Below are 22086 nucleotides of genomic sequence, written 5' to 3'. Positions count from 1 at the left end.
AATGATAAAGTTGGACGAGAAAGAAGAAACAAGAATCGCTGAAGGTCTCCACAAACGAGATACTTCAGCGATGCGGACTTTCTACAATCTGTATGCTGGAATATTCATGACGGTGTGTTTGCGCTACATTGCAGATAGCGACGATGCGAAAGATGTGCTGCAAGATGCATTCATAAAGATATTTACAAAGATTGAAAGTTTTGAATATAGGGGCAGAGGATCGCTGTTGGCATGGAGCAAACAAGTTGTCGTAATGGAGGCATTGGGTTTCCTGCGCAACAAAAGAACTCTTCCACTGGTACATGAAGAGCAACTTCCGGAACAAGACGACAAAGCAGACATAACAGTAGACGACATACCTGAAGAGGCGTTGCTGCAGATGGTACAGTCGCTGCCCGATGGTTACAGAACCGTATTCAACTTATACGTGTTGGAAAACAAGTCGCACAAAGAAATTGGAGAAATACTTGGGATTAGGGCAAAGTCCTCTGCCTCGCAGCTATCCCGTGCAAAAAGCATACTTAAACAACAAATTGTCTCATATAGGAAAGGAGTGAAACTATGAACGAAGAATGGAAAAAAGGATTTCATAATAAGCTAAACGATTATGAAACAACTCCTCCTCAAGGACTGTTTGACGAGATTTTAAAGCATATTCCATCTTTCGAGGAAGGCGAAAAGGCACCGAACAAACCCATTGAAGCGCCGATTACAACTGCCAACACCAATAAAAAGAAGCAGGTCAAGGCTGCTGTTTGGCTCACTGCCATTCTCTCTGCCGCTGCAATAGTTACGATTTTGTTGGTAAACAATTCTGTTGTAGATGTTGCGAACAACACGAACGTAATTGGCAACTTAGCAGAAAGCAACAAAAATGTAATAGAAAACAAAGGTGGAAAGACAGAAACGCCATCTTCCGACAACGCATACACAAGCAGTAACGGCAACGAAAGTACTCCTACAATAAATCCAAAGAGCAGAATATTTGCCTCTATAAAGACTGCCTTCAAAGCTGTTGCATCAACGTTTTTACCTCAAAATACCACCGACAAGACCACTTTGGCAATGGTAGAACAACCCACTACCACCACAGAGCCGACGGACAAGACGGACAACATACAAGAAACAACTGTAAACGAAGCACTCAAACCGAACGAAAAAGTGGAATGCTCAGAGCCAATAAAGCATCAACGCCCCACCACTCCTACCACCAACAACCGCCCTCGGCGCAATAAAAACTCCGTCCAATTGGGTGTGTTGCTTGCAGGCATGCCTACGGTAAACTCGTCAGACGACCTTTACTCCATCGCATCGACAGCAATGAAAGAAAACAACGGAATGATAGTAACAGGGCAAAACAAGATGGTTAAAAAAGCCAATCACCGCCAACCTATCACCTTGGGCGTTTCCGTAGCCTTGCCATTGAGCAGCAAGATGAGTGTGGAAACAGGCTTGATGTACAGCCACCACTACTCGGAGCTCACTTACGAAGTGGGCAACATAGACCACGACATCAAACAACATCTGAATTTCGTTGGTATTCCGCTCAACCTGAACTATCAGTTGTGGCAACGACACAACACTTCTGTATATGTATCTGGTGGCGGAAGTGTCGAGAAAATGGTCTATGGAAAGCAGAAAGAGCGATACGATGGTACCGAAGCCACTGTTACGAACAAAGTAGGAATGAAAGAGTTGCAATGGGCATTGTCAGCCCGCTTCGGTGCTGCCTATAAACTTACAAAGGGTGTCAGCTTCTATTTAGAACCGGGAGTAAGCTACCACTTCAACAACAAATCAGACTTGCAAACCATTTATAGCGACCGCCCTGTATCTTTCCAACTAAAAGCTGGACTCCGATTTAATCTGCGATAAAATCATTGCAACAGCGTTTGATAAAAATAAAGCGGCAACCTTGCTATATATAAATTATATATTACAGAGCTGCCGCGTTGTTATTATGGAAAAGGACTACTTCACCAGTACTTTCTTTCCGTTGTGGATATATATGCCACGCTGGGTTGGTTTGGCTATGCGCTGTCCTGAAAGTGTGTAGTAGCAAGGGGCGTTGTTGCCCTTGTGTTCTGCAACGACGTTGTCGATGCCCGTAGAAACAACGTTTACTTTGTTCTTTCCACCTTCTTTCTCGCTTGATATGTTGATAAAGGTGGTTGCCTTTATGTTCTGAATATCGACCGTCTGTGGCGAACCTGTGCCTACGCTGAATACAAAGTTCACGATGTCGTTAGAGTTTGTAATGGTAAATTCCTTCACAAGCCATTTCTTGCCGTTTGCCGTTTCGGTTGTTGTTACGGCGTCGCCTGGCCACGAACCCTTCACGGTCTTGTGTGTTCCGCCCCATATCCAGAAGTTGATGGAAGGGTGGGTGCTTGCCATCTTCGCACTTGCCCAGGCTGCATCAGCCTCGTCGGCATTTACATACACCTTGATGTTGTAAGGCTTGAAGTCGATGATGTTGTAGTTGCGGACGATGACGTTCTTGACAACGCCGCCTACGAGCAATCCTGCTTTCAGTACGGTTGTGCCCACTGGAATGGTTATCTGCTGTCCGTTGGCTGCCTTTGCACTGCCTGCTGTCGGTTCGCTTCCGTCGGTGGTGTACACGATTTGCGCATTCGCGTCGTTGCTGATGGCTGTAAGTGTTGCGTGTTGCTCGCCATCATAGGTGCCGCTTGCAAGGCTTGCCCATACGAAGTTGGCTTTGCTCTTCTCCACGTAGTAGGCCCAGTGGTAGCCGCCGGTGAGCTTTATCCAACGGTTTGTGCTGGAGAAACTCTTTGCAGGACCGAGCACGGTAAGCATTTCGCCGTTCGTTCCGGTGGTGGTAAATGCGTAGTAATCGGTTCCGTTGCTGTATTTTACGGCTTTGCTTTCGTTGTTGATGCCCATCAGCTTGCGTACGCTAATCATGTTCTTGATGTCGCTTTTGTATGCCTGATAGTGCTTCAGGAAGATGCATGGCGTTCCCGGCATGGCGAGAATGTAGGCGTTTGCTGCCAGTGTGTCTTTCTTTATGGGGTCTTGGTGGCTGTTGCCGCCGCGGTCTTCGGTGTCGTGGTTCTCCACGAAGGTAACGGCATAGCGTGCATAGTTGGGGTCTTTTGCCAAGCCGACACCGTCGAGTGCAGCCCAGTTGCCGTTGTTCACGGCATCGCGGACGGTGTAACGGACAGGGAAGTCGAAAGCTGCACTTGTAGGAACATTGTCCGACTTGGTGCTTTCAATCCACGCCTTCACTTTGTCTATGTTGCCGTCCCAATATTCGCCGACAGAGAACTCTGGTTGTGAGGCATTGTTGTAGAGTGCGGTGAACTTGCCTCCGTAGCCCTTTACCATGTCGTAACGGAAGCCTGCATAGCCGAATTTGTCTTTCAGCATCTGCAGGTATGCCTTCACCGTGGTCTGTACGTTCGCACTGTTGTGGTCGAGGTCGCGCATGCCGTCCCAGTCTTCGCCCGAGTCGATGAAGTCGCTGAGCTGCACGCCCTCTTTCTGTGCTTCGGTCAATGCCTTGCCGCCGTCGTCGTTCTTGGCAACGTCTTTCGATGTCATGGTGTACGTTACTCCGTTGTAGGTTTCGGTTGGGAAGTCGAACCAGCCTGCGGTGGTTGCACGGTGGTTGATGACAACGTCGGCTATGGTCTTGATGCCGCTGGCTCTGAATGTGCCGATGAGGCTCAGGAGTTCTGCCTCTGTGCCGAACGCGCTGTTGTAGTTGCTGAACCAATAGTAGTCGTCGTAGCCCATCGATGGCGTATTGCGTGCCTGTGCGCTTTGCGGCAGCCATACAAGGTCGAAGTATTCGGCGAGTTCTTTTGCCTGCGCCTCGAGGTTTGTCCACTTCGTATCCTGGTAAGAGTCCCAGTAGAAGCCTTGCAGCATTACGCCGCCATAGTTGGCTTTCCAGCCTTGTGCGAGCATTGTTGCAGCGAGGCACAAGACTGCAAGCAGAGTTGAGGTTCGTTTCATAATGATGATTTGATTTGTTCTTATCCTAATTGTTTATGTTCGCAAATGTACAACTTATTTCCTTTTCCCGTGCCAGCTTGATATAGAATAAGTGTTAATGCGGGCGCAAACGTTTGCAGCCTTGCTTTTGAGCAGACAGAGAGGGGGCACCCGAGGTACGACATACCATTGCTTGCAGGTATATAGTATCGCTTATGATTGGTCTTACGGGAGAGTGATTGATACCCTAACAAGGGTATTGACGAACACCCTAACAAGGGTATTGACTGATACCCTAACAAGGGTATTGGCAATAGGTACGTAATACCGTTGATTGCAGGTACTGTGTAGCTGCGATTGCAGGTGTTGTGTATCTACAACTGCAGGTGTTATATACCATGGACGGCAGGCGTGAGGATACAAGAGAAAATGCTGCAAAAGGAAAAGGGGGCAGCCAGAACTGTGTGTTCTGACGCCCCCTCTTTGGAGATATAAACTTGAGAGTGTTTATTTAAGTGGGCTTTACTCTTTTATGAGTTCAGCCTTTGTGTTGCCGTCGTACGATGGTTTCAGCTTGATGGTGTACTTGCCTGCCGTAACCTTGATGTTGGCACCGTTGTTCGATGTGAGGTGGTCAAGGTCTGTGCCGCCCCAGCTAATCTTCCATTCGCTGTTGGCACGGAACTTCATTTCGCCGTTCACAAGCGTTACGTGTTGCACGCTCCAGCCGTGAGCCGTCGGGTCGTAGGTCATGGCAATGTCGTTGTCCCAGCTGCCCGTGGCGTCGCCGATGATGCCTATTCTTGTAATCGGCGTGAGGGTGTAGGAAAGTGTCAGCAAGTTTACTTCAACCTTGTAGAAGCCATCAGGTTCGGTCATTGTGATGTTGGCGGCATCGCTTGCCGTGCTGAAGTCCTTGCCGTAGTTCGTGCCGTTCCAGTTTGGCTGCGTGCAGAACTTGAATCCGTTCTGCGTGAGGTACATGTAGCCAAGATACTTGCCGTCGAATGCCGGGCTGTGGAGAATGTCCGAGTGGTTCCACGAGTTTGCGTCGCCCGCCATGTAGAGGTATTCGGTGAGGGCCGGGGCCTTTGGTATCACCGTAACAGCGATGGTGCCGGCATCGATGAGCGCAGCCTGGCTGCCCTTTACGGCATTGACATATACGTGCGCCGAGAAATTGCGTGCTTCCACGCGCTTGCCATAGTACTTCTCAATCATTGCCTGTACTTCTGCCGTGCTTGCCTTGCCGTCAATCGTGGTGCTGATGGTGGTAGGCGTTGCACCGTCGAGCATCACCGGGCGGAGTTCCATGCGGGCGTTCCGCAAGGTGTAGCCTTCAGGAAGAGTAGCCGCAGTGAGGGTGAACAGCGAAACCTGTTCGCCTGCAGTGCCCAGGTCTTGCGTTGCTACGGCATTTGCTTTCATGCCGGGAATAGTAACAGCACCTTCCTCGGGGTATGCCTGAGGATTGCCCCAAGGTTCGTACTCGTCGCTGCAAGCCCCGAAAACGAGGCTTACGAGTGCGAGTGTGATATATAATGATAATTTCTTCATGACTGTTTTCTGTGATAATAAGTTGTTATTTTATTTCGCCGGTTTCCTTTGTGAAGTTCAAGTAAACCTTCTGACCTACTGCACCTGCAACACGTGGTGTCTGGTCGCCACCTGTTCCGCGGTAAGCAATCTTCTTGTCGTAGACGATGAACTCGGACCTCCACCAGTCCATGCCAGGTATCTTCACGCAGATACGTACACCCGGGTCGCCGTCTGAAGGACCACCAGACACGGCATTGCCTATGGCTGGAGAAACAAACTCGCCGTCGGCTGTTGCAGGAACAGAGAACAGGTTGTCCGGGATAAGGTCCCAGCCACCTGATGCGGTACATGCACCTTGCAAGTAAACGTTAGGCTTGTTGAAGGTTACGTTGTACTTGATGTCGCGACCCACTACGGTGCACTCTACAATCATCAGGTACCAGCCTGCCTTGGAAGAGCCAATGTTGCCATTGGCATTGGTAATATCGGCAGCATTATCGCTTGCAGGGTTAATCGTAATCTTTTCGAAACCAGCCTCTTTGCCGTTCCATGCCTTGTCGCTGTTGAACTTCACACCTGCACTGTTGCCCTGTCCATCAATGTAAACAAGATGCCAGAAGATGTTAGGTGAGCCGTTGACAGGTGTCATCTCCAGCGCATTGTCCCACGACCACTTGTTGAAGTTGCCGACAAGATATAGCTTCTCCGGTGTCTTCACAGGAGGAAGCGAGAAGAGCAAGTACACCTTGTTTAAAGTAATAACGTTAGATGCAATTGACGTACCTTCGATTTCCTGTCCGTAGGCAGTAGTCTGGACAGCCTTTGCACGAATATAGACAGGAGCTGTGAGAGGGAACTGATGTTCGCTCATGCCTTTTGCAACATACATTTCGGTAAGCAAGCTTGCCAGTTCGGCAGCGTCTACTTCCATCTTGGCTGTTGTAAAGGTTGTTGCCATAGTCCTTGCGTCAGACATGTCTGCGCTGGTTGCAACCTCTACCGTATATTTTGTTACGGCAGGATAGCCATAGTCTGGTTGCGAGCAAGTAAGCTCTATGGTTTTAGAATTTGCCAAGTCGTAAATACCATTAGCCGCAAGTGCAGGCGTATTCAGGTGGAAAGTGGTTGGCGTCTTTACCACTGGGTTCTCGTCGTTGTCATCGCTGCACGCTGTAAGGAAACAAACAGCGCAGAGAAGCAGCAATGCTGACTTTAATATCTTTGTCATAATTCTTATCTTTTGAGTTGTGAAAGTTGAGGAGTCGCCCCCTCAACTTGTATAATCTTAATAGCCTGGGTTCTGTTTCAAGTTATGGTTTACAATCATATCGCTGTTTGGAATAGCGAAGACGTTGCGTATTGCAGCAAAGTTGCGTCCGTTGCGTTCACCACCTTTCCAAGCCCAGTTGTAGTTTACGTTACCGCCAAACTTGTTGAAACGAATCAAGTCTACACGGCGGCGACCTTCAAAGTAGAACTCTTTGCACCACTCGTTGAGAATGTCGTTGAGCGTATAAGCACCCGTTGTTCTTGGTGCCGCATGAGCACGAATGTGGAGTTTGTTGATAAGGTCTGTACCTTCCGTGGTAGTCTGACCACCATTCAAGCGAGCAGTAGCTTCTGCATAGGTAAGATAAGCCTCTGCAACACGGAACATGAAGAAGTCAGTGTCGGCGTAACGGAGGTCTTTTGCGCTTGCCCCGGTTGAGTAGAAGTTGTTGTACTTAACTACTGCGAAGCCCTTTGTAAATACAGAAAGGTCTGCCGAAGTGTTCTGTGTAATCGTTCTGCCTACACCGTCGAACAATGCGCGGTCGTCGCCCGCTTCATGCGGCATGACAGCTCCGGTAACCGAAGGTGCATTGTTGTTGGGGAAGAATTTGTCGATAAGATCCTTGCGGGCACGAACACCTGCCCAGTTTGCATTCTCGTAGAGGTTGCAGCCAGCAGTACCATTGCTATTTACAGTCGCGGTCTTGTCGTAGCAAGCATTAATCAAGAATACTGTACCACCGTAAGCTGCAGTGCGCTTGCCATCTTGGAGAACAGGGAAGACAGCTTCAACAGATGCACCGTTTTCGCCATTATCACCCATGAAGAGCTGCTGGTAAGCAGTCCAGCCATTTACTGTAGCCCCAGTGTAGAGGTGATAAGGTGAATTGATTACTCGCTTGGCATAGTCGGCAGCCTTCTGCCATTGTGCCGTACCAGTATAAACCTCTGCATTCAAGTAGAGGCGAGAGAGCAACATCCATACTGCAGCCTTGTCTACACGACCATAATTTGGGTCGGAAGATGTTTTAGCCTTTGGTTCCATTAAGTCTGGTTCTATAGCCAAGAGTTCCTTTTCAATATAGTCGTATACTTGCTTGCGTGAATATTGTGGAGCTGATTTGGCTGATATTACTTCTGTGAAAGGAACATTGCCGAATGCGTCCATTAAGAAGTAGTAGTCGAGTGCACGGATAAAGCGCACCTCTGCCGTCTTCTGCTTGTCCACATCGCCAAAGTTGTTGATGTATTGGTTGCAGATGGTTACACCGAAGTAGAGGCGATAGTAAAAACCTTTAAGCATAGGGTTAGAGCTACCATAGCTATTAGAGTTGAAATCCGTGACACCTTCGTCTTGTGTCCAGTTGCAGATGGCTTCGTCAGTTGTGAGTTCGTTAGAATTGAATAACTGTCTGATGAAACCTGTTGTACCTCCGTCAAGACCATCAATATCACAATCCCCGTTAGGGTCATCAGGACCTTTGTTCCCTGCCAATGCGAAGTTTGCATAGCATTTGTTGAACAAATGGTTTGGATTAATCTTTGTTTGAAGGTTTGGATCGATTGGCGTAACGTCCAAGTCCTTTACACAAGAAGTGATGCTCAGTGTAAGCAGCAATGCTGCTACAGGAGCTAATTTCTTAATATATCGTTTCATTGTTATTGACTTTTTGTGATAAATTAGAAGTTTAGATTAAGACCTACAATGAATGACATTGGGCGAGGGTAGGGGTTTTTGTCGATACCGCTGAATACTTCAGGGTCTATACCTTTATATTTAGTAAGGGTGAGAATGTTAGAAGCAGTACCATACACGCGTCCGCTCAAACCATGCCAGCCACCAGTCTTGAAGAGGTCGGCAAAGCTATAACCCAATGTAATGTTATCGAGTTTCAAGAATGAGGCATTCTGTACCCAACGGTCTGAAAGAACAGTTTTATCATTACCTGTTTGCCAATTGTCTTTAATTGATTCTATTGGACGGTTTGACAAGAATTCAGATGATGCCCATACAGCAGCAGGAGAAACATTAGCTTGTCCAGCCATCAAATCGTTGAACACGTAGTTGCCGATATTTGCACGGAGAGAGAAACCGAAGTCCCAGTTCTTATACTCTAAACGAGAAGCAAGTCCCATTGTAACAGGAGCCATCGGACTCTTGTAGAAGTACTTGTCGGCAGGGGTAATTTGTCCATCACCGTTTCTGTCTACAACTGCTCCTTCGATTGGTTTGCCATTCTTATCATAAATTTGCTGATAAACGTAGAAAGAAGAAGCTGGGTGCCCTACAGCGTGTGCCTGTGCATTGCCGCCAGTACCTGCTGATATTCCTCCTGTTGCAACAACAAAGTTAGGATCCTTACCACCTGTAAGGTCGGTAATTTCGTTCTTGTTATATGTGAAGTTATAGTCAATAGTCCAATACCAGTCCTTGGTCTCAATAGCTCTCCAGCGCAAGGCAACTTCAACACCGGTATTCTTTAACGAACCGATATTAGAAGGAACTTGGTTGCGGAAGTTGGAACCGGCAGAAACAGTTACACTGTTATTCAAGAGGTCTGTGGTCTTACGGTAGTACCAGTCAACGCTACCGGTGAGGCGTTGGTTGAGGATACCCCAGTCGAGACCAACGTTGTAAGTTGTAGTTGTTTCCCAAGTTAAATCTTTATTTACAGCTTGTGGACGAACTACAGTCCCGTCGTCTGTTATTGGATAAAAGTTGTTTGAACCACTACCTGTCTGATAAATGTCGAAGTAGTTGTAGTCGCCGATACCTTCCTGCTGACCTGTCATACCCCAACCTAAGCGGAGTTTCAAGTCGCTCAACCATTTAATGTCGCGGAATTTGTTTTCGTCCTTTACTTTCCAAGCAAAGGCGAATGAAGGGAAGTAAGCCCAATGCTTTTTGAAACGTGATGCACCATCTGCACGGAAGGTTGCAGTAACATAGTAACGGTCCATCAAACTCCAGTTTGAACGACCGAAGAATGATACAAGATAGTTTTCTGTAGGATATACAAAATCTTCCAAAATGCCATCGCCGTTGTAGTCTTTACCACTGTCTTTATAAACCTGTCCTGCCTTTGAGTTGGTAGAAGGATAGTATTGTATAGCGCGGCTCTTGTCTTTTTTCCAGAAGTGTTGCCACTCGTAACCTGCCATAATATCGAAGTGGTTCTTTGCAGCGTCCTTAAAGTCGTGATAATACTGTGCGTAAGTGTTGAAAGTGAGATTGCGCTTCAACTGTCTGCTCCAGCCATTGTACCCATAATAAGATGCTAATGGAGAAGTAGGTGCAATGTCTGTGTCCTGCTGTCCTTGTGCAATGTCGGCACCGGCAGTAACATGCAGGCGCAAATCTTCAAATCCGTGGACTTTATAGTCAAATTCTGCATTTGCAATTACGTCGCGGCTGCGAGAGCGGTCGTTCTTCAAATTCAATATAGCTACAGGGTTCTTTGTTGCCAAAGTATTCAAAGTAGTTGGCCATGTTGGGTCTTCGCTCGGGGCGAGACCTATGCCACGCCATTCAAAGTAGTTGCCAAAGTTAGCGGCATCAGCCGATGTATAGTCGTAAACACTTTGAGTTGGGTCGAAAGATACGGCAGCACCGATTGCAGCACCATCAGCAAAACGGTTCTTTGCAAACATTCCTTTCACATTCAAATTCATGTTCAGGTGATTGTTCAAGAGTGATGGGCTTAGGTTTACGGCTGCTGTGTAACGTTCAAAGCTTGAGGTTTTCACAATACCTTGATTGTTTGTGTAACCTGCAGAAACACGGAAAGGCATAGAATTAGCCTTGTCGCCAACAGAACCGGTAATGGTTATGTTGTGGTCTTGTGCCCATGCCGTGCGATAAATTTCATTCTGCCAATTGGTGTTAGCCTTGCCAAGTGCAGCCACTTGCTTGCTTCCTGCACCAAACATATCAGTAATAAACTTTCTATACTCGTCGCCATTCATCACGTCAATGGTCTTTCTCTTGACGCTTGCAGTTACGCTACCGGCGTATGAAACTGCGAGCGGTTGATTGACATGTCCTTTCTTTGTGGTGATGATGATAACACCGTTAGAACCACGAGAGCCGTAAATAGCTGTTGCAGAAGCATCTTTCAAGACGTTGAAGCTTTCAATGTCTTGTGGGTTTACCATAGAGAGTGGGTTCGACATACCTTTTATACCCGTGTTATCCAATGCCACACCATCAATAACGATAAGCGGATCGTTAGATGCGTTCAGCGAAGAACCACCACGAATACGAATTTTTGCACCGCCGCCAGGGATACCGCCCTCGCCCGTTACATTCACACCAGCCATCTTGCCTTGCATCATGTCCTGTGCGTTTACAACGAGACCTTTGTTCTTTGAGTCTGGTTTCATTGCGAGAACCGAGCCTGTAAGGTCGCTCTTCTTCACCGAACCGTAACCGATGACAACTACTTCTTGCATCTGTTGTGCATCTTCTGGCTGCAGAACAACTACCATACCGTTCTTTGCAGCTACTTGTTGCTTAATGTAACCGATGTAGGAAATGGTTAATTGAGTGCCTGGTGCTACATTCAATTCAAAGTTTCCGTCGAGGTCAGTCTGCACACCGTCGTGGGTTCCTGTGATAAGAACCGATGCGCTAATGATTGGTTCGCCGGAAGAATCTTTCACAATACCTTTGATTGTTGATTGTGCAAAGGCACTGACAGACAGGAATAGACCGACGATAAGCGTCAGTATCCTGACAGAGATTTTGCATTTTACCTGCTTCATCATTTTGTTGTTAAAGTATTAATATTGAGTAAATTTTATCCTTGATGTAACTTGAATAATTATCTTTGTAATACCCCAATACGGCATCTTTTCTACCTTTTATATAGAAATTAGTACTGCAAAGATAATCTGTTAATTTCGTATTAGCACTTTTTGGTCGTTAAAAACATAAATTAAAATGTGCAAACGTTTGCATTGTTAATATGGAAATAATTTCTTGACTTGTATCAAGCAACAATGTAAAAATATGTATTTTTGCCATAGAAATAATAAAAGAAGAAAACAAGTCCCACAAAATGATAATGAAAAGGGCTAATGTAACGATGAAAGATATAGCACGGGAATTGGGTGTTTCTGTTGCTACTGTATCGCGTGCACTAAAGGATAGCCCTCGTATTTCGGCAGAGAAACGGGAAGAAATAAAGCGTTATGCACGTGAACAGAACTTTACTCCGAACCTTATAGCCGAGGCTTTGCGCAAAAGTAAAGTGCAACCGTTGAAGGTTATCGGTGTCATAGTACCACAATTTACGCACTTCTATTTTTCGTCTATATTAGCAGGGATTGAAGAAGAGGCTTCTGCGCGTGGTTATCAGCTAATGGTTGCACAAAGCAACGAGAACTACGAGCGCGAAGTAAAGATATGTAAATCGTTTTACGAAAATAAGGTTTGCGGTGTGATTGTGTCGCAAGCCAAGAGCACAACCAAGTTCGACCATTTCCAATTCCTTGTAGACCAGCATGTTCCACTTGTTTTCTACGACCGTGTAAGTATTGGCGTGAATGCCAGCCGTGTGGTCATCGACGATTACATGGGAGCATTCTCTGCCGTCAACTACCTTATTAATACGGGCTGTAAACGCATTGCGTATTACGGATTGTCGATGAACTTGGAAATAGGAAAGAACCGTTACAACGGTTATCGCGATGCTTTGCTGAAGCACGGCATACAGCCCGACGAGCAATTAATACGGATGTGCGATAACCGTAGCGATGCTGAATCGATTACTCCCGACCTCCTGATTCTTCAAAATCCACCCGATGCTTTTTTTGCAGTGAACGATGAGACTGCCCTTGGCGTGCTTTATTCGTGCAAACGATTGGGCTATCGCATTCCTGAAGACATATCTATCTGTGGCTTCACCAATGGTATACGTGCCGTATCGTGCGATCCGATGCTGACAACCGTAGAACAGCGCGGCTTGCGCGTGGGGGAAGAGGCTGCGAGTATATTGATTGATAAGGTGGAAGGAGCATTGCCTTTCAATTCGGTAGAGAAGCGCATTGTGCGTACAAGACTTATTATTAGAGGAACAACACGATAAGTTAAATATACAGATCAACTATAAACAAACTGCAACTAACACTTTTTAAACTATGAATAATGAATTAAAGACTCGCCCAGACAAGAGCTTCTGGCAACTATGGAACCTCAGTTTCGGTTTTTTTGGCGTGCAAATAGCCTACTCTTTGCAGAGTGCCAACATCTCACGCATATTCGCTACATTAGGCGCAGACCCACACAGCCTGAGCTATTTCTGGATTTTACCACCGCTGATGGGTATTATCGTGCAACCGGTTGTAGGAACTTTGTCTGACAGAACATGGACTCGCTTTGGTCGCCGTATACCTTATTTATTTATAGGTGCTCTTGTTGCGGTCATCGTTATGTGCCTTTTACCCAATGCAGGTTCGTTCGGTATGGCTGTGTCTACAGCCATGACGTTCGGCTTAATCTCGCTTATGTTCCTCGATACGAGCATCAACATGGCGATGCAACCCTTTAAAATGCTTGTGGGCGACGAGGTAAACGAAAAGCAAAAAGGCCTGGCTTACTCTATTCAAAGTTTTCTTTGCAATGCAGGTTCGCTGGTTGGCTATGTGTTTCCGTACTTGCTTACTGCCATCGGAATATCTATCGAAGCACCTAAGGGAGTTATTCCCGACTCGGTGATTTACTCTTTCTACGCCGGAGCTGCAATCCTTATTCTTTGCGTTCTCTACACTACGCTAAAGGTGAAAGAGATGCCTCCGAAGGAATATGCAGAGTATCACAACCTGAATACAAACGAAAAAGAATCGAAAAGCAACTGGATACATTTGTTGAAAAATGCTCCTGCCACTTTCTGGAAAGTTGGTCTGGCACAGTTCTTTTCCTGGTTTGCTTTCTTGTTTATGTGGACCTACACTCCTGGAACAGTAGCAGCCAACTGCTTTGGTGTGGACATGGACGCAGCCAATGCCACGGCAACACTAAACTATCAGAAAGCCGGCGACTGGGTAGGAATATTGTTTGCTGTGCAGGCAATAGGCTCGGTGCTCTGGGCTGTGGTGCTGCCTATGTTCAAGAACCGTAAGTTTGCGTATGGCTTCTCGCTCCTGTTGGGTGGCGTTGGATTTGTTATGACTTCGTTTGTTTACGACCAACACATTATGTTCTTCCCGTTCTTGCTTATTGGTTGCGCCTGGGCTGCCATTCTGGCTATGCCTTTTACCTTCGTAACGAATGCGCTGGAAGGCTACGGACACATGGGAGCCTACCTTGGTTTGTTCAACGGAACCATCTGTATTCCACAGATTATTGCAGCTGCTCTTGGCGGGACTATCTTGCACCTTGTAGGTTCTGTGCAGAGCAACATGATGATTGTGGCTGGTGTTGCCCTTGCTGCTGGTGCACTATCGGTTACTATTATTAAAGACAAACAAAAGGCTTAGCCTACTTGAACGAGGTTTTATAGAACCTATAGAACGCATGGAAGCCATAGAATTCCTGTGTACTATGGAAACCCTGTAGTACATGGGAAGTTCTGTTGCTTCCATGTTTCCTAAAATTCCCATGCTCCATAGACTTTCTATTCCCCCATGGTTTCTAAAACGCAGTATAGCTCTTGTTTTGTAAAAATACTTCAAGAACAAAACGGTAAAAACTGTTTTGGATTGCAAGAACCACTGTTTTGGATTGTAAAAGGGTGGGTTTGGAGCTGCAGAAGAGCCTGTTCTGTCGTGTAAAAACATACCTTTTGTAAATTGCTAAGAGCTAAGATGTTACATCAGCATGATATTTTCTTACACAATTTGCATGCTGCAAGCCTACTCTTCGCAGACTATGGGCTGACAAAATTGCTCTAATCCTGATTTCGTCAGAGTTCATATTATTCCATCAAAGTTCTATTCATACTTTGTTTTTTTACATTTCTTTCATTATCTTTGCACAAAAGTTTATAACTAAAAGTATTGCTATCGTAAGCTCATTATAAATTGTTTATTAATGTATGAGGCAAAATATACAATCTCGTTGCATTAGAATGGGTGAAAGAATATGGGTAATTGCACTTCTGTTCTTGGTAACGACACTCTCTACGTACGCACAGACAAACGGGCAAACATACCAACGCCATTTTAAGAATTGGGGCTTAGGCATAGGGCATAGTACACCGGATTCGCTGAGATGGCGAAGCTTTAACCTTGGAATATTTGCCGCGACAGACACACTACACGGACTACAGATTGGTGGAATCAGCAGTATTACGGAGAGAAAACTGAAAGGTGTGAGCATTGCAGGACTATTAACGGCAGGCAGCGGGCGTGTTGATGGCGTGCAGGCAGCGTTCGGAATGAACATTATAGGCGGCAAGATGCGTGGTTTGCAGCTGGCTGGAATCTCTAATGTTGCACGAAACATACACGGAGTACAGCTTTCGGGATTTGTCAATATAGCTGAATCGAAATTTAGAGGGCTGCAATTAAGTGCTTTTACAAACATTTCCATGGGAGTGAAAGGGGGAGTCCAGATAGGCGGACTGGCTAATATAGCATCGCGGACCATGCGAGGCATGCAGTTGGGAAGCTACAATTATGCTGACACGCTACGAGGATTACAGATTGGTTTGGTGAATATTGCATTACAACAACCAAAGGGCTTGCAGTTTGGCATAGTTAATTACAGTCGTGACACGGTGGCGCACAAGATTGGTTTAGTGAACATCGGTCCGGAAACGAAGATTGACATATTGGCTTATTGGAGCGATGTTGCACTGCTAAACGCAGCTTTACGCTTTAGAAACAAGAACACCTACTCGTTGTTTTCGGTAGGCACGCACTACCATGGGCTCGATAACGACTTTTCCGGAGTGCTGTCCTATAGGTTAGGACGCTATATAAAGCGAACGCGTAAATGGATGCTGAGTAGCGACGTTGGCTTTTCGCACATAGAATCATTCGAGAAAGAGACCTCCAATAAGCCAAGCAGGTTATACTCGTTACAGGGACGTGTAAACTTAGATTTCCGTATCCATAAGAAGTTGGGAGCCTTTGTTTCAACCGGCTGGGGTACAACTCGCTATTACGGACACAATAGACTCTACAGGAACAAGGTACTTTTGGAAGCGGGATTGGTGATGCGCTTTAAGCCAGAAAGAACACAGTCATATGGAGGAACAATAGGAAAAACCGAACAGACAATGGCAGAACGCTACAAGACATTGCTTGCAAACGATTCTGCATTGTATCGCTACAACATTCAATTTGCCTGCAATGACCCGACAAAACGGCGCAGACCATGGACTGCAGCAGCCGAAGTAACGGGGATAAATGCCTTTGTACATGGCATAGACAGGTTTGCCCTACACTATGAATTTGCAAAAGTAAACTTCAAGAGCATAATAAACAATTTTAAGAATGGCTTTGTTTGGGACAACGATAAGTTTTCTACCAATTTGTTTGCTCACCCTTATCATGGCAGCTTGTACTATAATGCAGCACGCTCAAATAATCTTTCGTTCTGGCAATCGGCTCCCTACGCCTTAGGAGGCTCGCTAATGTGGGAATTCATGGGCGAGGTTGAGCCACCCGCAATAAACGATGTCATGGCAACAACCATGGGCGGTATCTGCTTCGGAGAGCTAACGCACCGCATCTCGAGCCTGTTATTGAACGACAGTAGCAGGGGTTTTCGCAGATTTCTTAGAGAATTTGGTGCCACACTCATCAACCCGATGGGCGGCTTCAACAGGCTGATAACCGGCAAGGCATGGCGCGTGAGGAACGAATATCATAAATATCATGATTATGAAAAACTGCCCATAGACCTGTCTATATCGTCAGGAATACGCTATTTAGCCGATAACGGAGCAATGTTCAGGGGAGATTACAACGCATTTCTTAACATCTTCCTGGAATATGGCGACCCTTTGAACGAATTGACTACCAAGCCTTACGATTTCTTTTCGTTGGAAGCAATGTTCGGATTGGTGGGCGAGCAACCATTGATAAACGCCATTCACATATTGGGACGCCTGTGGGGAGCACCTGTTTTCAGTGGGAAAAACTTCAAGGCACAACTTGGCTTGTTCCAGTTCTTTAATTATTACGATTCCGATCCGGTGAAACGAGGGAGCAAACAAATACCTTATAGAATTTCTGAAGCTGCCAGTGTTGGACCTGGTGTGCTCATTTCGTTTCAGAACATGGGAGGTTTAACACGATTGGAACAACGTGTTTTCCTTTCAGGAATATTGTTGGGTGGTACCAAAAGCGATTATTACAATGTAATAGACCGTGATTATAGTATGGGTTCAGGGTTTTCGGTGAAAACAAAAACCCTTATGGAATTTCATAAATTCGGACGTTTCATCGTACATTCAGACTTCTATCACCTCTATACATGGAAGGGATACAATAAAGAAAAGCTCGAGGCTGTAGACCCGCTATACCTGAATGCACAAGGAGATAAAGGAAATGCAGACCTGCTCGTGATAAATCCGATATGGGAATTCGACTTCAATAAGCGTATGAGCGTAATGCTTTCTGGGTCTTATTATATAAGAAATACAAGATACTATGCATATAAAAAGGTACACGCAGAGACATTCGAAGTGAATTTTGGCCTGACCTATCACTTCTGAGAACTCTCCTCTTTAGAAGCGTAAAGCTGCCAATATAATTGCAACATACACTATGTTATATATTGTTTATTATGTTAATAATAATTAATAAGCAGACTTTCGCAGAGTTATACACTTTGTAACCAATAAAAAATGAGTAATTTTGCAGACCGATTATTCCGAGGGTGAACTTAGAGCCCTCAGCACGTTGTGTGTTAATAGCGCTGCTTTTGGCCAGGCTGCGTGGTTAGTGAATCCGACGGGCAAGCATTAAAAACGTTTTTTAGTAGTAAAATTTTAAAATTAAAAATGGATACTTTAAGTTATAAGACTATTTCCGTAAACAAGGAAACAGCTAAGAAAGAGTGGGTAGTAGTAGACGCTACCGACCAGGTTGTTGGTCGTTTCTGCTCTAAAGTCGCTAAATTGCTTCGCGGAAAGTATAAGCCAACTTTTACTCCACACGTTGATTGCGGAGACAATGTAATCATTATCAATGCCGATAAAGTAAGATTTACGGGCAAGAAAGAAACTGACAAGGTTTACACGCACTATACTGGTTACCCAGGTGGACAACGCTTCAACACACCTGCGCAACTTCGTACAAAGAAGAATGGTGTAGAGAAAATAGTGCGCCATGCTGTTAAAGGCATGTTGCCAAAAGGTATTCTCGGTCGTCATTTACTTAACAACCTTTATGTATTTGAGGGTTCAGAGCTGAACGGACTCGAGGCACAGAAGCCAAAGTCAATAGACATTAACCAGTATAAATAGAATAGGCGAAAAAGATGGAAGTAATAAATACAATTGGACGCCGCAAGAGCGCTGTTGCTCGTATATACCTTTCAGAAGGTACAGGCAAGATTACAATCAACAAGAAAGATATTACTGAATATTTCCCATCAGCTATTTTGCAGTACGTTGTCAAACAACCATTGCAGTTGCTCGGTGTAGAAGGTCAGTACGACATAAAGGTAAATCTCTACGGTGGTGGCTTCACAGGTCAGAGTCAGGCACTCCGCCTTGCTATTGCACGCGCACTTGTTGAGATTAATCCTGAAGATAAGAAGAATTTGAAGGACCACGGATTCCTGACACGCGATAGCCGTGCGGTTGAGCGTAAGAAGCCAGGACAGCCAAAGGCACGTGCTCACTTCCAGTTCAGCAAGCGTTAATCACACTGCCATACATATTGTGGAACGTGGGCAAAAGGTTTGTTCTGCGTTTTCAGCAGTATGGGAATGCGCTTGAGTTTAGTATCTAAATCAGTGAGATTTCAAAATCGGGAACTACTCATTGGTTGATTCTAACGAGCCGGACGAAGCTCATTCGTTAAGAAAGAATTAAAAGGAAAGTAAACAAAAACAAAAAGAAAAGAGACATGTCAAGAACAAATTTTGACCAATTATTGCAGGCAGGTTGTCACTTCGGACACCTCCATCGTAAGTGGAACCCAGCTATGAAGCCATATATCTATATGGAACGCAATGGTATCCACATCATCGACCTTCACAAAACCGTAGCTAAAATTGACGAAGCTGCCGAGGTTCTCAAAGGCATCGCCAAGAGCGGAAAGAAGATTTTGTTCGTTGCTACTAAAAAACAGTCTAAGGACGTTGTTGCAGAAAAAGCAGCATCGGTTAATATGCCATACGTAAACGAGCGTTGGGCAGGTGGTATGCTTACCAACTTCCCTACCATTCGTAAGGCAATTAAGAAAATGGCGAACATCGATAGATTGATGAATGATGGTACATTCTCTAACCTTTCTAAGCGCGAAATTCTCCAGATTTCACGCCAACGCGCAAAGTTAGAGAAGAACTTGGGCTCTATCTCAGACCTTACTCGTCTGCCTTCAGCGCTCTTTGTAGTAGATGTTATGAAAGAGCACATCGCCGTTAAGGAAGCTAATCGTCTGGGTATCCCAGTGTTTGGTATCGTTGATACAAACTCTGATCCGAAGAATATTGATTATGTTATTCCTGCTAACGACGATGCAAAGGACTCTGTAGAGGTTATTCTTGGTGCTTGCTGTGCTGCTATTGCAGAAGGTCTTGAAGAGCGCAAGATAGAGAAAGCCGATGAAAAGGCTGCTGCTGAACAAGCTGAAGAGGCAGCCGAAGCAAAACCAAAGCGTGCTGCACGCAAGGCTACTACCGAACAAGCACCAGCTAAAGAGGAAGAAGCTCCTGCTGCAGAATAATTATTAGATTATATAAGATGGGCGTTGGTGAACGCTTGTGGACTTGATATTAGTCCATTAACGCTCCTCAACGCCTATATTTTTAACCATAAATTGAAAGGAAAAAGAAAAAATGGCTGTATCAATTGAAGATATAAAGAAGCTGCGTGCCATGACTGGCGCAGGTCTTGCTGACGTGAAGAATGCACTCAACGAGGCTGAAGGCAATTTCGATAAAGCAAAAGAAATACTTCGCGAACGTGGATTGGCTATTGCTGCAAAGCGTTCAGACCGTGAAACTTCAAATGGTTGCGTGCTTGTAAAGGCTGTTGATGGCTTTGCTGCGATGATTGCTGTGAAGTGTGAAACCGACTTTGTTGCAAACGGTAAGGACTTCATCGCTATGGTACAAGAGATTCTTGATGCTGCAGTCGCTGCAAAGGCTAAGTCTCTTGACGAAGTTAAGGGCTTGAAGTTGGCTAACGGCGAAGATGCTGCTGCTACTGTTCAGCAACGTTCCGGCATCACGGGTGAGAAGATGGAACTTGATGGTTACAACTTTATAGAAGGCGAAAACCTCTCTGTTTACGACCATATGGGCAAACATACTCTTGCTACTATCGTTCAGCTTAATAAGAAAAACGAAGAAGCCGGACACAAAGTTGCAATGCAAGTTGCTGCCATGAAGCCGGTAGCTTTGGACGAAGCATCTGTTCCACAAGAGGTTAAGGACGAAGAATACAAGGTCGCTATTCAGAAAACAAAAGAGGAACAGGTTGAGAAAGCTGTTGTTGCTGCCATTAAGAAGGCAGGCATCAACGCTAACTTAGTTGATAGCGAAGAACACATTGAGTCTAATATTAACAAGGGTTGGCTTACGCGCGAAGATGCAGACAAGGCTATAGAGATTAAGAAGACAGTTGGTGCAGAGAAAGCAGCAAACCTGAACGAGAATATGATTCAGAACATTGCTAAGGGTCGTCTCAACAAGTTCTTCAAGGATAACTGCCTTGTAGATCAAGAATTCCAGTTCTCAGATGGCGACAAGATGAATGTTGCTGACTGGCTGAAGAGCCAAGACAAAGATCTTGCAGTGGTTGCTTACAAGCGTTTCACACTCTCTGCCGAATAAGCACAGTATGTAGAAGTAATACCTCTATAAACATATAGAAAAGGAATCCAAGAAGTTTTTACTCTTGCGATTCCTTTTTTCGTATCTATGCGCCTGTTCTTTATTTCTATTGAAGATGCTTCTTCGGAGTGGTAGAAATATAATAAAGCACATTGTATATTGAAATCTTTTTAAGCATAAGAATGCTTTACCTGCTATTTTCTTTTCTCTTTTATTCCTTGTTTTATAGTCGGAAAGGGATAAGAAAAGCTGTAAATATTTTTCACAAGCATAACTATCACATAATCCCTTTATTATCAATGCGTTGCAAAACCTATTGTTTTGCGTTCCAAAAGCGGCTGTTTTGCACAGTAAAAGCGTAGGTTTTGCTATAAAAAACAGCCGCTTTCGCAATGCCAAATTGAAATCATAGCTTTTCAATAAAATTATCTTTACAAATTGAAGGGAGTTTTTGGAGAAATCAGCCTTGAGCGAATGGGAGTAAAATACCACTGTCAAGAGTTCTGCTGAACAGTTTCTTGGCAACTTTCCAAAGGAAAACTTGTGAGAGAAAAATATGGGGTAGAGGAAGTAGGGGAGTATGTATTTTTTATCTTATCACGGTTCGGTTACGAAAATTTTATGTAAGTTTGCAAAATAAAGAGGTGCCTATCGGTGTGCCAATGCTTTACACTTTGTTTATTATATATAAGTTAAAAAATCGCAAACGAATTAGAAATGAAGATATTTGCAATAGGAATGAACTATTCCGAGCACAATAAATCGCTACACGGAACGTTGAATAAGACAGAACAACCTGTAGTATTCTTGAAGGCTGACTCGTCGTTATTGAAGGACAGCAAACCTTTCTTTATTCCCGATGACTTAGGACGAATAGAGTACGAAACCGAATTGGTGGTGCGTATCTGTCGGTTAGGGAAAACCATTCCCGAGCGATTTGCCCACCGTTACTACGATGCCGTAACGGTTGGAATAGACTTTACAGCGCGCGATTTGCAGAAGAAACTGAAGGAACAGGGACTGCCTTGGGAGCTTTCAAAGAGTTTCGATGGTGCTGCAGCATTGGGCAGTTGGGTGGATAAAGATAAGTTTTTGGACATTCAGCGTATTCATTTCCACCTCGACATCAACGGTAAGACCGTGCAGGAAGGCTGCACGAGCGATATGCTTTATAAGGTAGACGAGATTGTCAGCTACATCAGCAGGTACTTCACGCTGAAGACGGGCGACATAATCTACACAGGTTGCCCTGCTGGTTGTGCATCTGTGGCTATAAACGACCACTTGGAAGGTTATGTTGAGGATAGGAAAGTCCTCGACTTTAATTGTAAATAACGACGTTGGAG

The 22086-nt window shown here is 45.1% G+C and carries 15 protein-coding genes; 10 read left to right on the top strand and 5 right to left on the bottom strand.

The window, feature by feature from the left end; genetic code table 11:
* Position 1 precedes the first annotated feature (1 nt).
* Together RDV52_RS02480 and RDV52_RS02475 are read left to right on the top strand one after the other, a co-directional pair.
* The gene (locus tag RDV52_RS02480) at positions 2–565 is read left to right on the top strand and encodes an RNA polymerase sigma factor (RefSeq protein WP_004367311.1); all 564 of its coding nucleotides are present in this window, start codon (positions 2–4) and stop codon (positions 563–565) included.
* Positions 562–1875 carry an outer membrane beta-barrel protein gene (locus RDV52_RS02475; protein WP_004367312.1) on the top strand — a complete coding sequence of 438 codons (1314 nt, stop codon included), beginning with the start codon at positions 562–564 and terminating at the stop codon, positions 1873–1875. Before RDV52_RS02480 ends, RDV52_RS02475 begins: the two co-directional genes overlap by 4 nt.
* A 96-nt stretch (positions 1876–1971) precedes the next feature.
* On the opposite strand, the gene RDV52_RS02470 is transcribed toward RDV52_RS02475, so the two are convergent.
* The 5 genes from RDV52_RS02470 to RDV52_RS02450 form a co-directional block, all read right to left on the bottom strand.
* Positions 1972–3990, bottom strand: coding sequence for an alpha-amylase family glycosyl hydrolase (locus tag RDV52_RS02470; protein ID WP_004367313.1), 2019 nt, complete (start codon positions 3988–3990; stop codon positions 1972–1974).
* Positions 3991–4491: 501 nt separating this feature from the next.
* Positions 4492–5526, bottom strand: a complete 1035-nt coding sequence (locus RDV52_RS02465; protein ID WP_004362985.1) for a SusF/SusE family outer membrane protein — start codon at positions 5524–5526, stop codon at positions 4492–4494.
* A 25-nt stretch (positions 5527–5551) separates the two neighbouring features.
* Positions 5552–6736 carry a SusF/SusE family outer membrane protein gene (locus RDV52_RS02460; protein WP_004367314.1) on the bottom strand — a complete coding sequence of 395 codons (1185 nt, stop codon included), beginning with the start codon at positions 6734–6736 and terminating at the stop codon, positions 5552–5554.
* A 57-nt stretch (positions 6737–6793) separates the two neighbouring features.
* On the bottom strand, positions 6794–8437 hold the full coding sequence (locus RDV52_RS02455) for a RagB/SusD family nutrient uptake outer membrane protein (protein ID WP_004362983.1): 1644 nt from the start codon (positions 8435–8437) through the stop codon (positions 6794–6796).
* 23 nt (positions 8438–8460) lie between these two features.
* Complete coding sequence (locus tag RDV52_RS02450) at positions 8461–11547, bottom strand: SusC/RagA family TonB-linked outer membrane protein (protein ID WP_004367315.1); 3087 nt, start codon at positions 11545–11547, stop codon at positions 8461–8463.
* A gap of 293 nt (positions 11548–11840) precedes the next feature.
* Between RDV52_RS02450 and RDV52_RS02445 the strand changes: the two genes are divergently transcribed.
* The 8 genes from RDV52_RS02445 (at position 11841) to RDV52_RS02410 (ending at position 22075) form a co-directional block, all read left to right on the top strand.
* Positions 11841–12869: a LacI family DNA-binding transcriptional regulator gene (locus RDV52_RS02445; RefSeq protein WP_004362981.1), complete on the top strand. Its 1029-nt coding sequence runs from the start codon at positions 11841–11843 to the stop codon at positions 12867–12869.
* A gap of 52 nt (positions 12870–12921) precedes the next feature.
* Entirely contained in the window at positions 12922–14259 is a 1338-nt protein-coding gene (locus tag RDV52_RS02440; RefSeq protein WP_004367317.1) for an MFS transporter, read from the top strand.
* A gap of 590 nt (positions 14260–14849) precedes the next feature.
* The gene (locus RDV52_RS02435) at positions 14850–17447 is read left to right on the top strand and encodes a DUF3943 domain-containing protein (RefSeq protein WP_004367318.1); all 2598 of its coding nucleotides are present in this window, start codon (positions 14850–14852) and stop codon (positions 17445–17447) included.
* A 288-nt stretch (positions 17448–17735) separates the two neighbouring features.
* Positions 17736–18200 carry a 50S ribosomal protein L13 gene (rplM, locus tag RDV52_RS02430; RefSeq protein ID WP_004363964.1) on the top strand — a complete coding sequence of 155 codons (465 nt, stop codon included), beginning with the start codon at positions 17736–17738 and terminating at the stop codon, positions 18198–18200.
* A gap of 14 nt (positions 18201–18214) precedes the next feature.
* On the top strand, positions 18215–18601 hold the full coding sequence (rpsI, locus tag RDV52_RS02425; RefSeq protein WP_004367320.1) for a 30S ribosomal protein S9: 387 nt from the start codon (positions 18215–18217) through the stop codon (positions 18599–18601).
* 206 nt (positions 18602–18807) lie between these two features.
* Positions 18808–19629, top strand: a complete 822-nt coding sequence (gene rpsB, locus RDV52_RS02420; RefSeq protein WP_004363966.1) for a 30S ribosomal protein S2 — start codon at positions 18808–18810, stop codon at positions 19627–19629.
* Between the two features lie 112 nt (positions 19630–19741).
* Entirely contained in the window at positions 19742–20740 is a 999-nt protein-coding gene (gene tsf / locus RDV52_RS02415; protein WP_004367321.1) for a translation elongation factor Ts, read from the top strand.
* A 717-nt stretch (positions 20741–21457) separates the two neighbouring features.
* Positions 21458–22075: a fumarylacetoacetate hydrolase family protein gene (locus tag RDV52_RS02410; protein WP_004367323.1), complete on the top strand. Its 618-nt coding sequence runs from the start codon at positions 21458–21460 to the stop codon at positions 22073–22075.
* Positions 22076–22086: the final 11 nt, after the last annotated feature.

Origin of the sequence: Prevotella nigrescens, assembly GCF_031191185.1 — a bacterium.
GTDB lineage: Bacteria > Bacteroidota > Bacteroidia > Bacteroidales > Bacteroidaceae > Prevotella > Prevotella nigrescens.
This window is presented reverse-complemented; position numbering and strand designations above follow the sequence as displayed.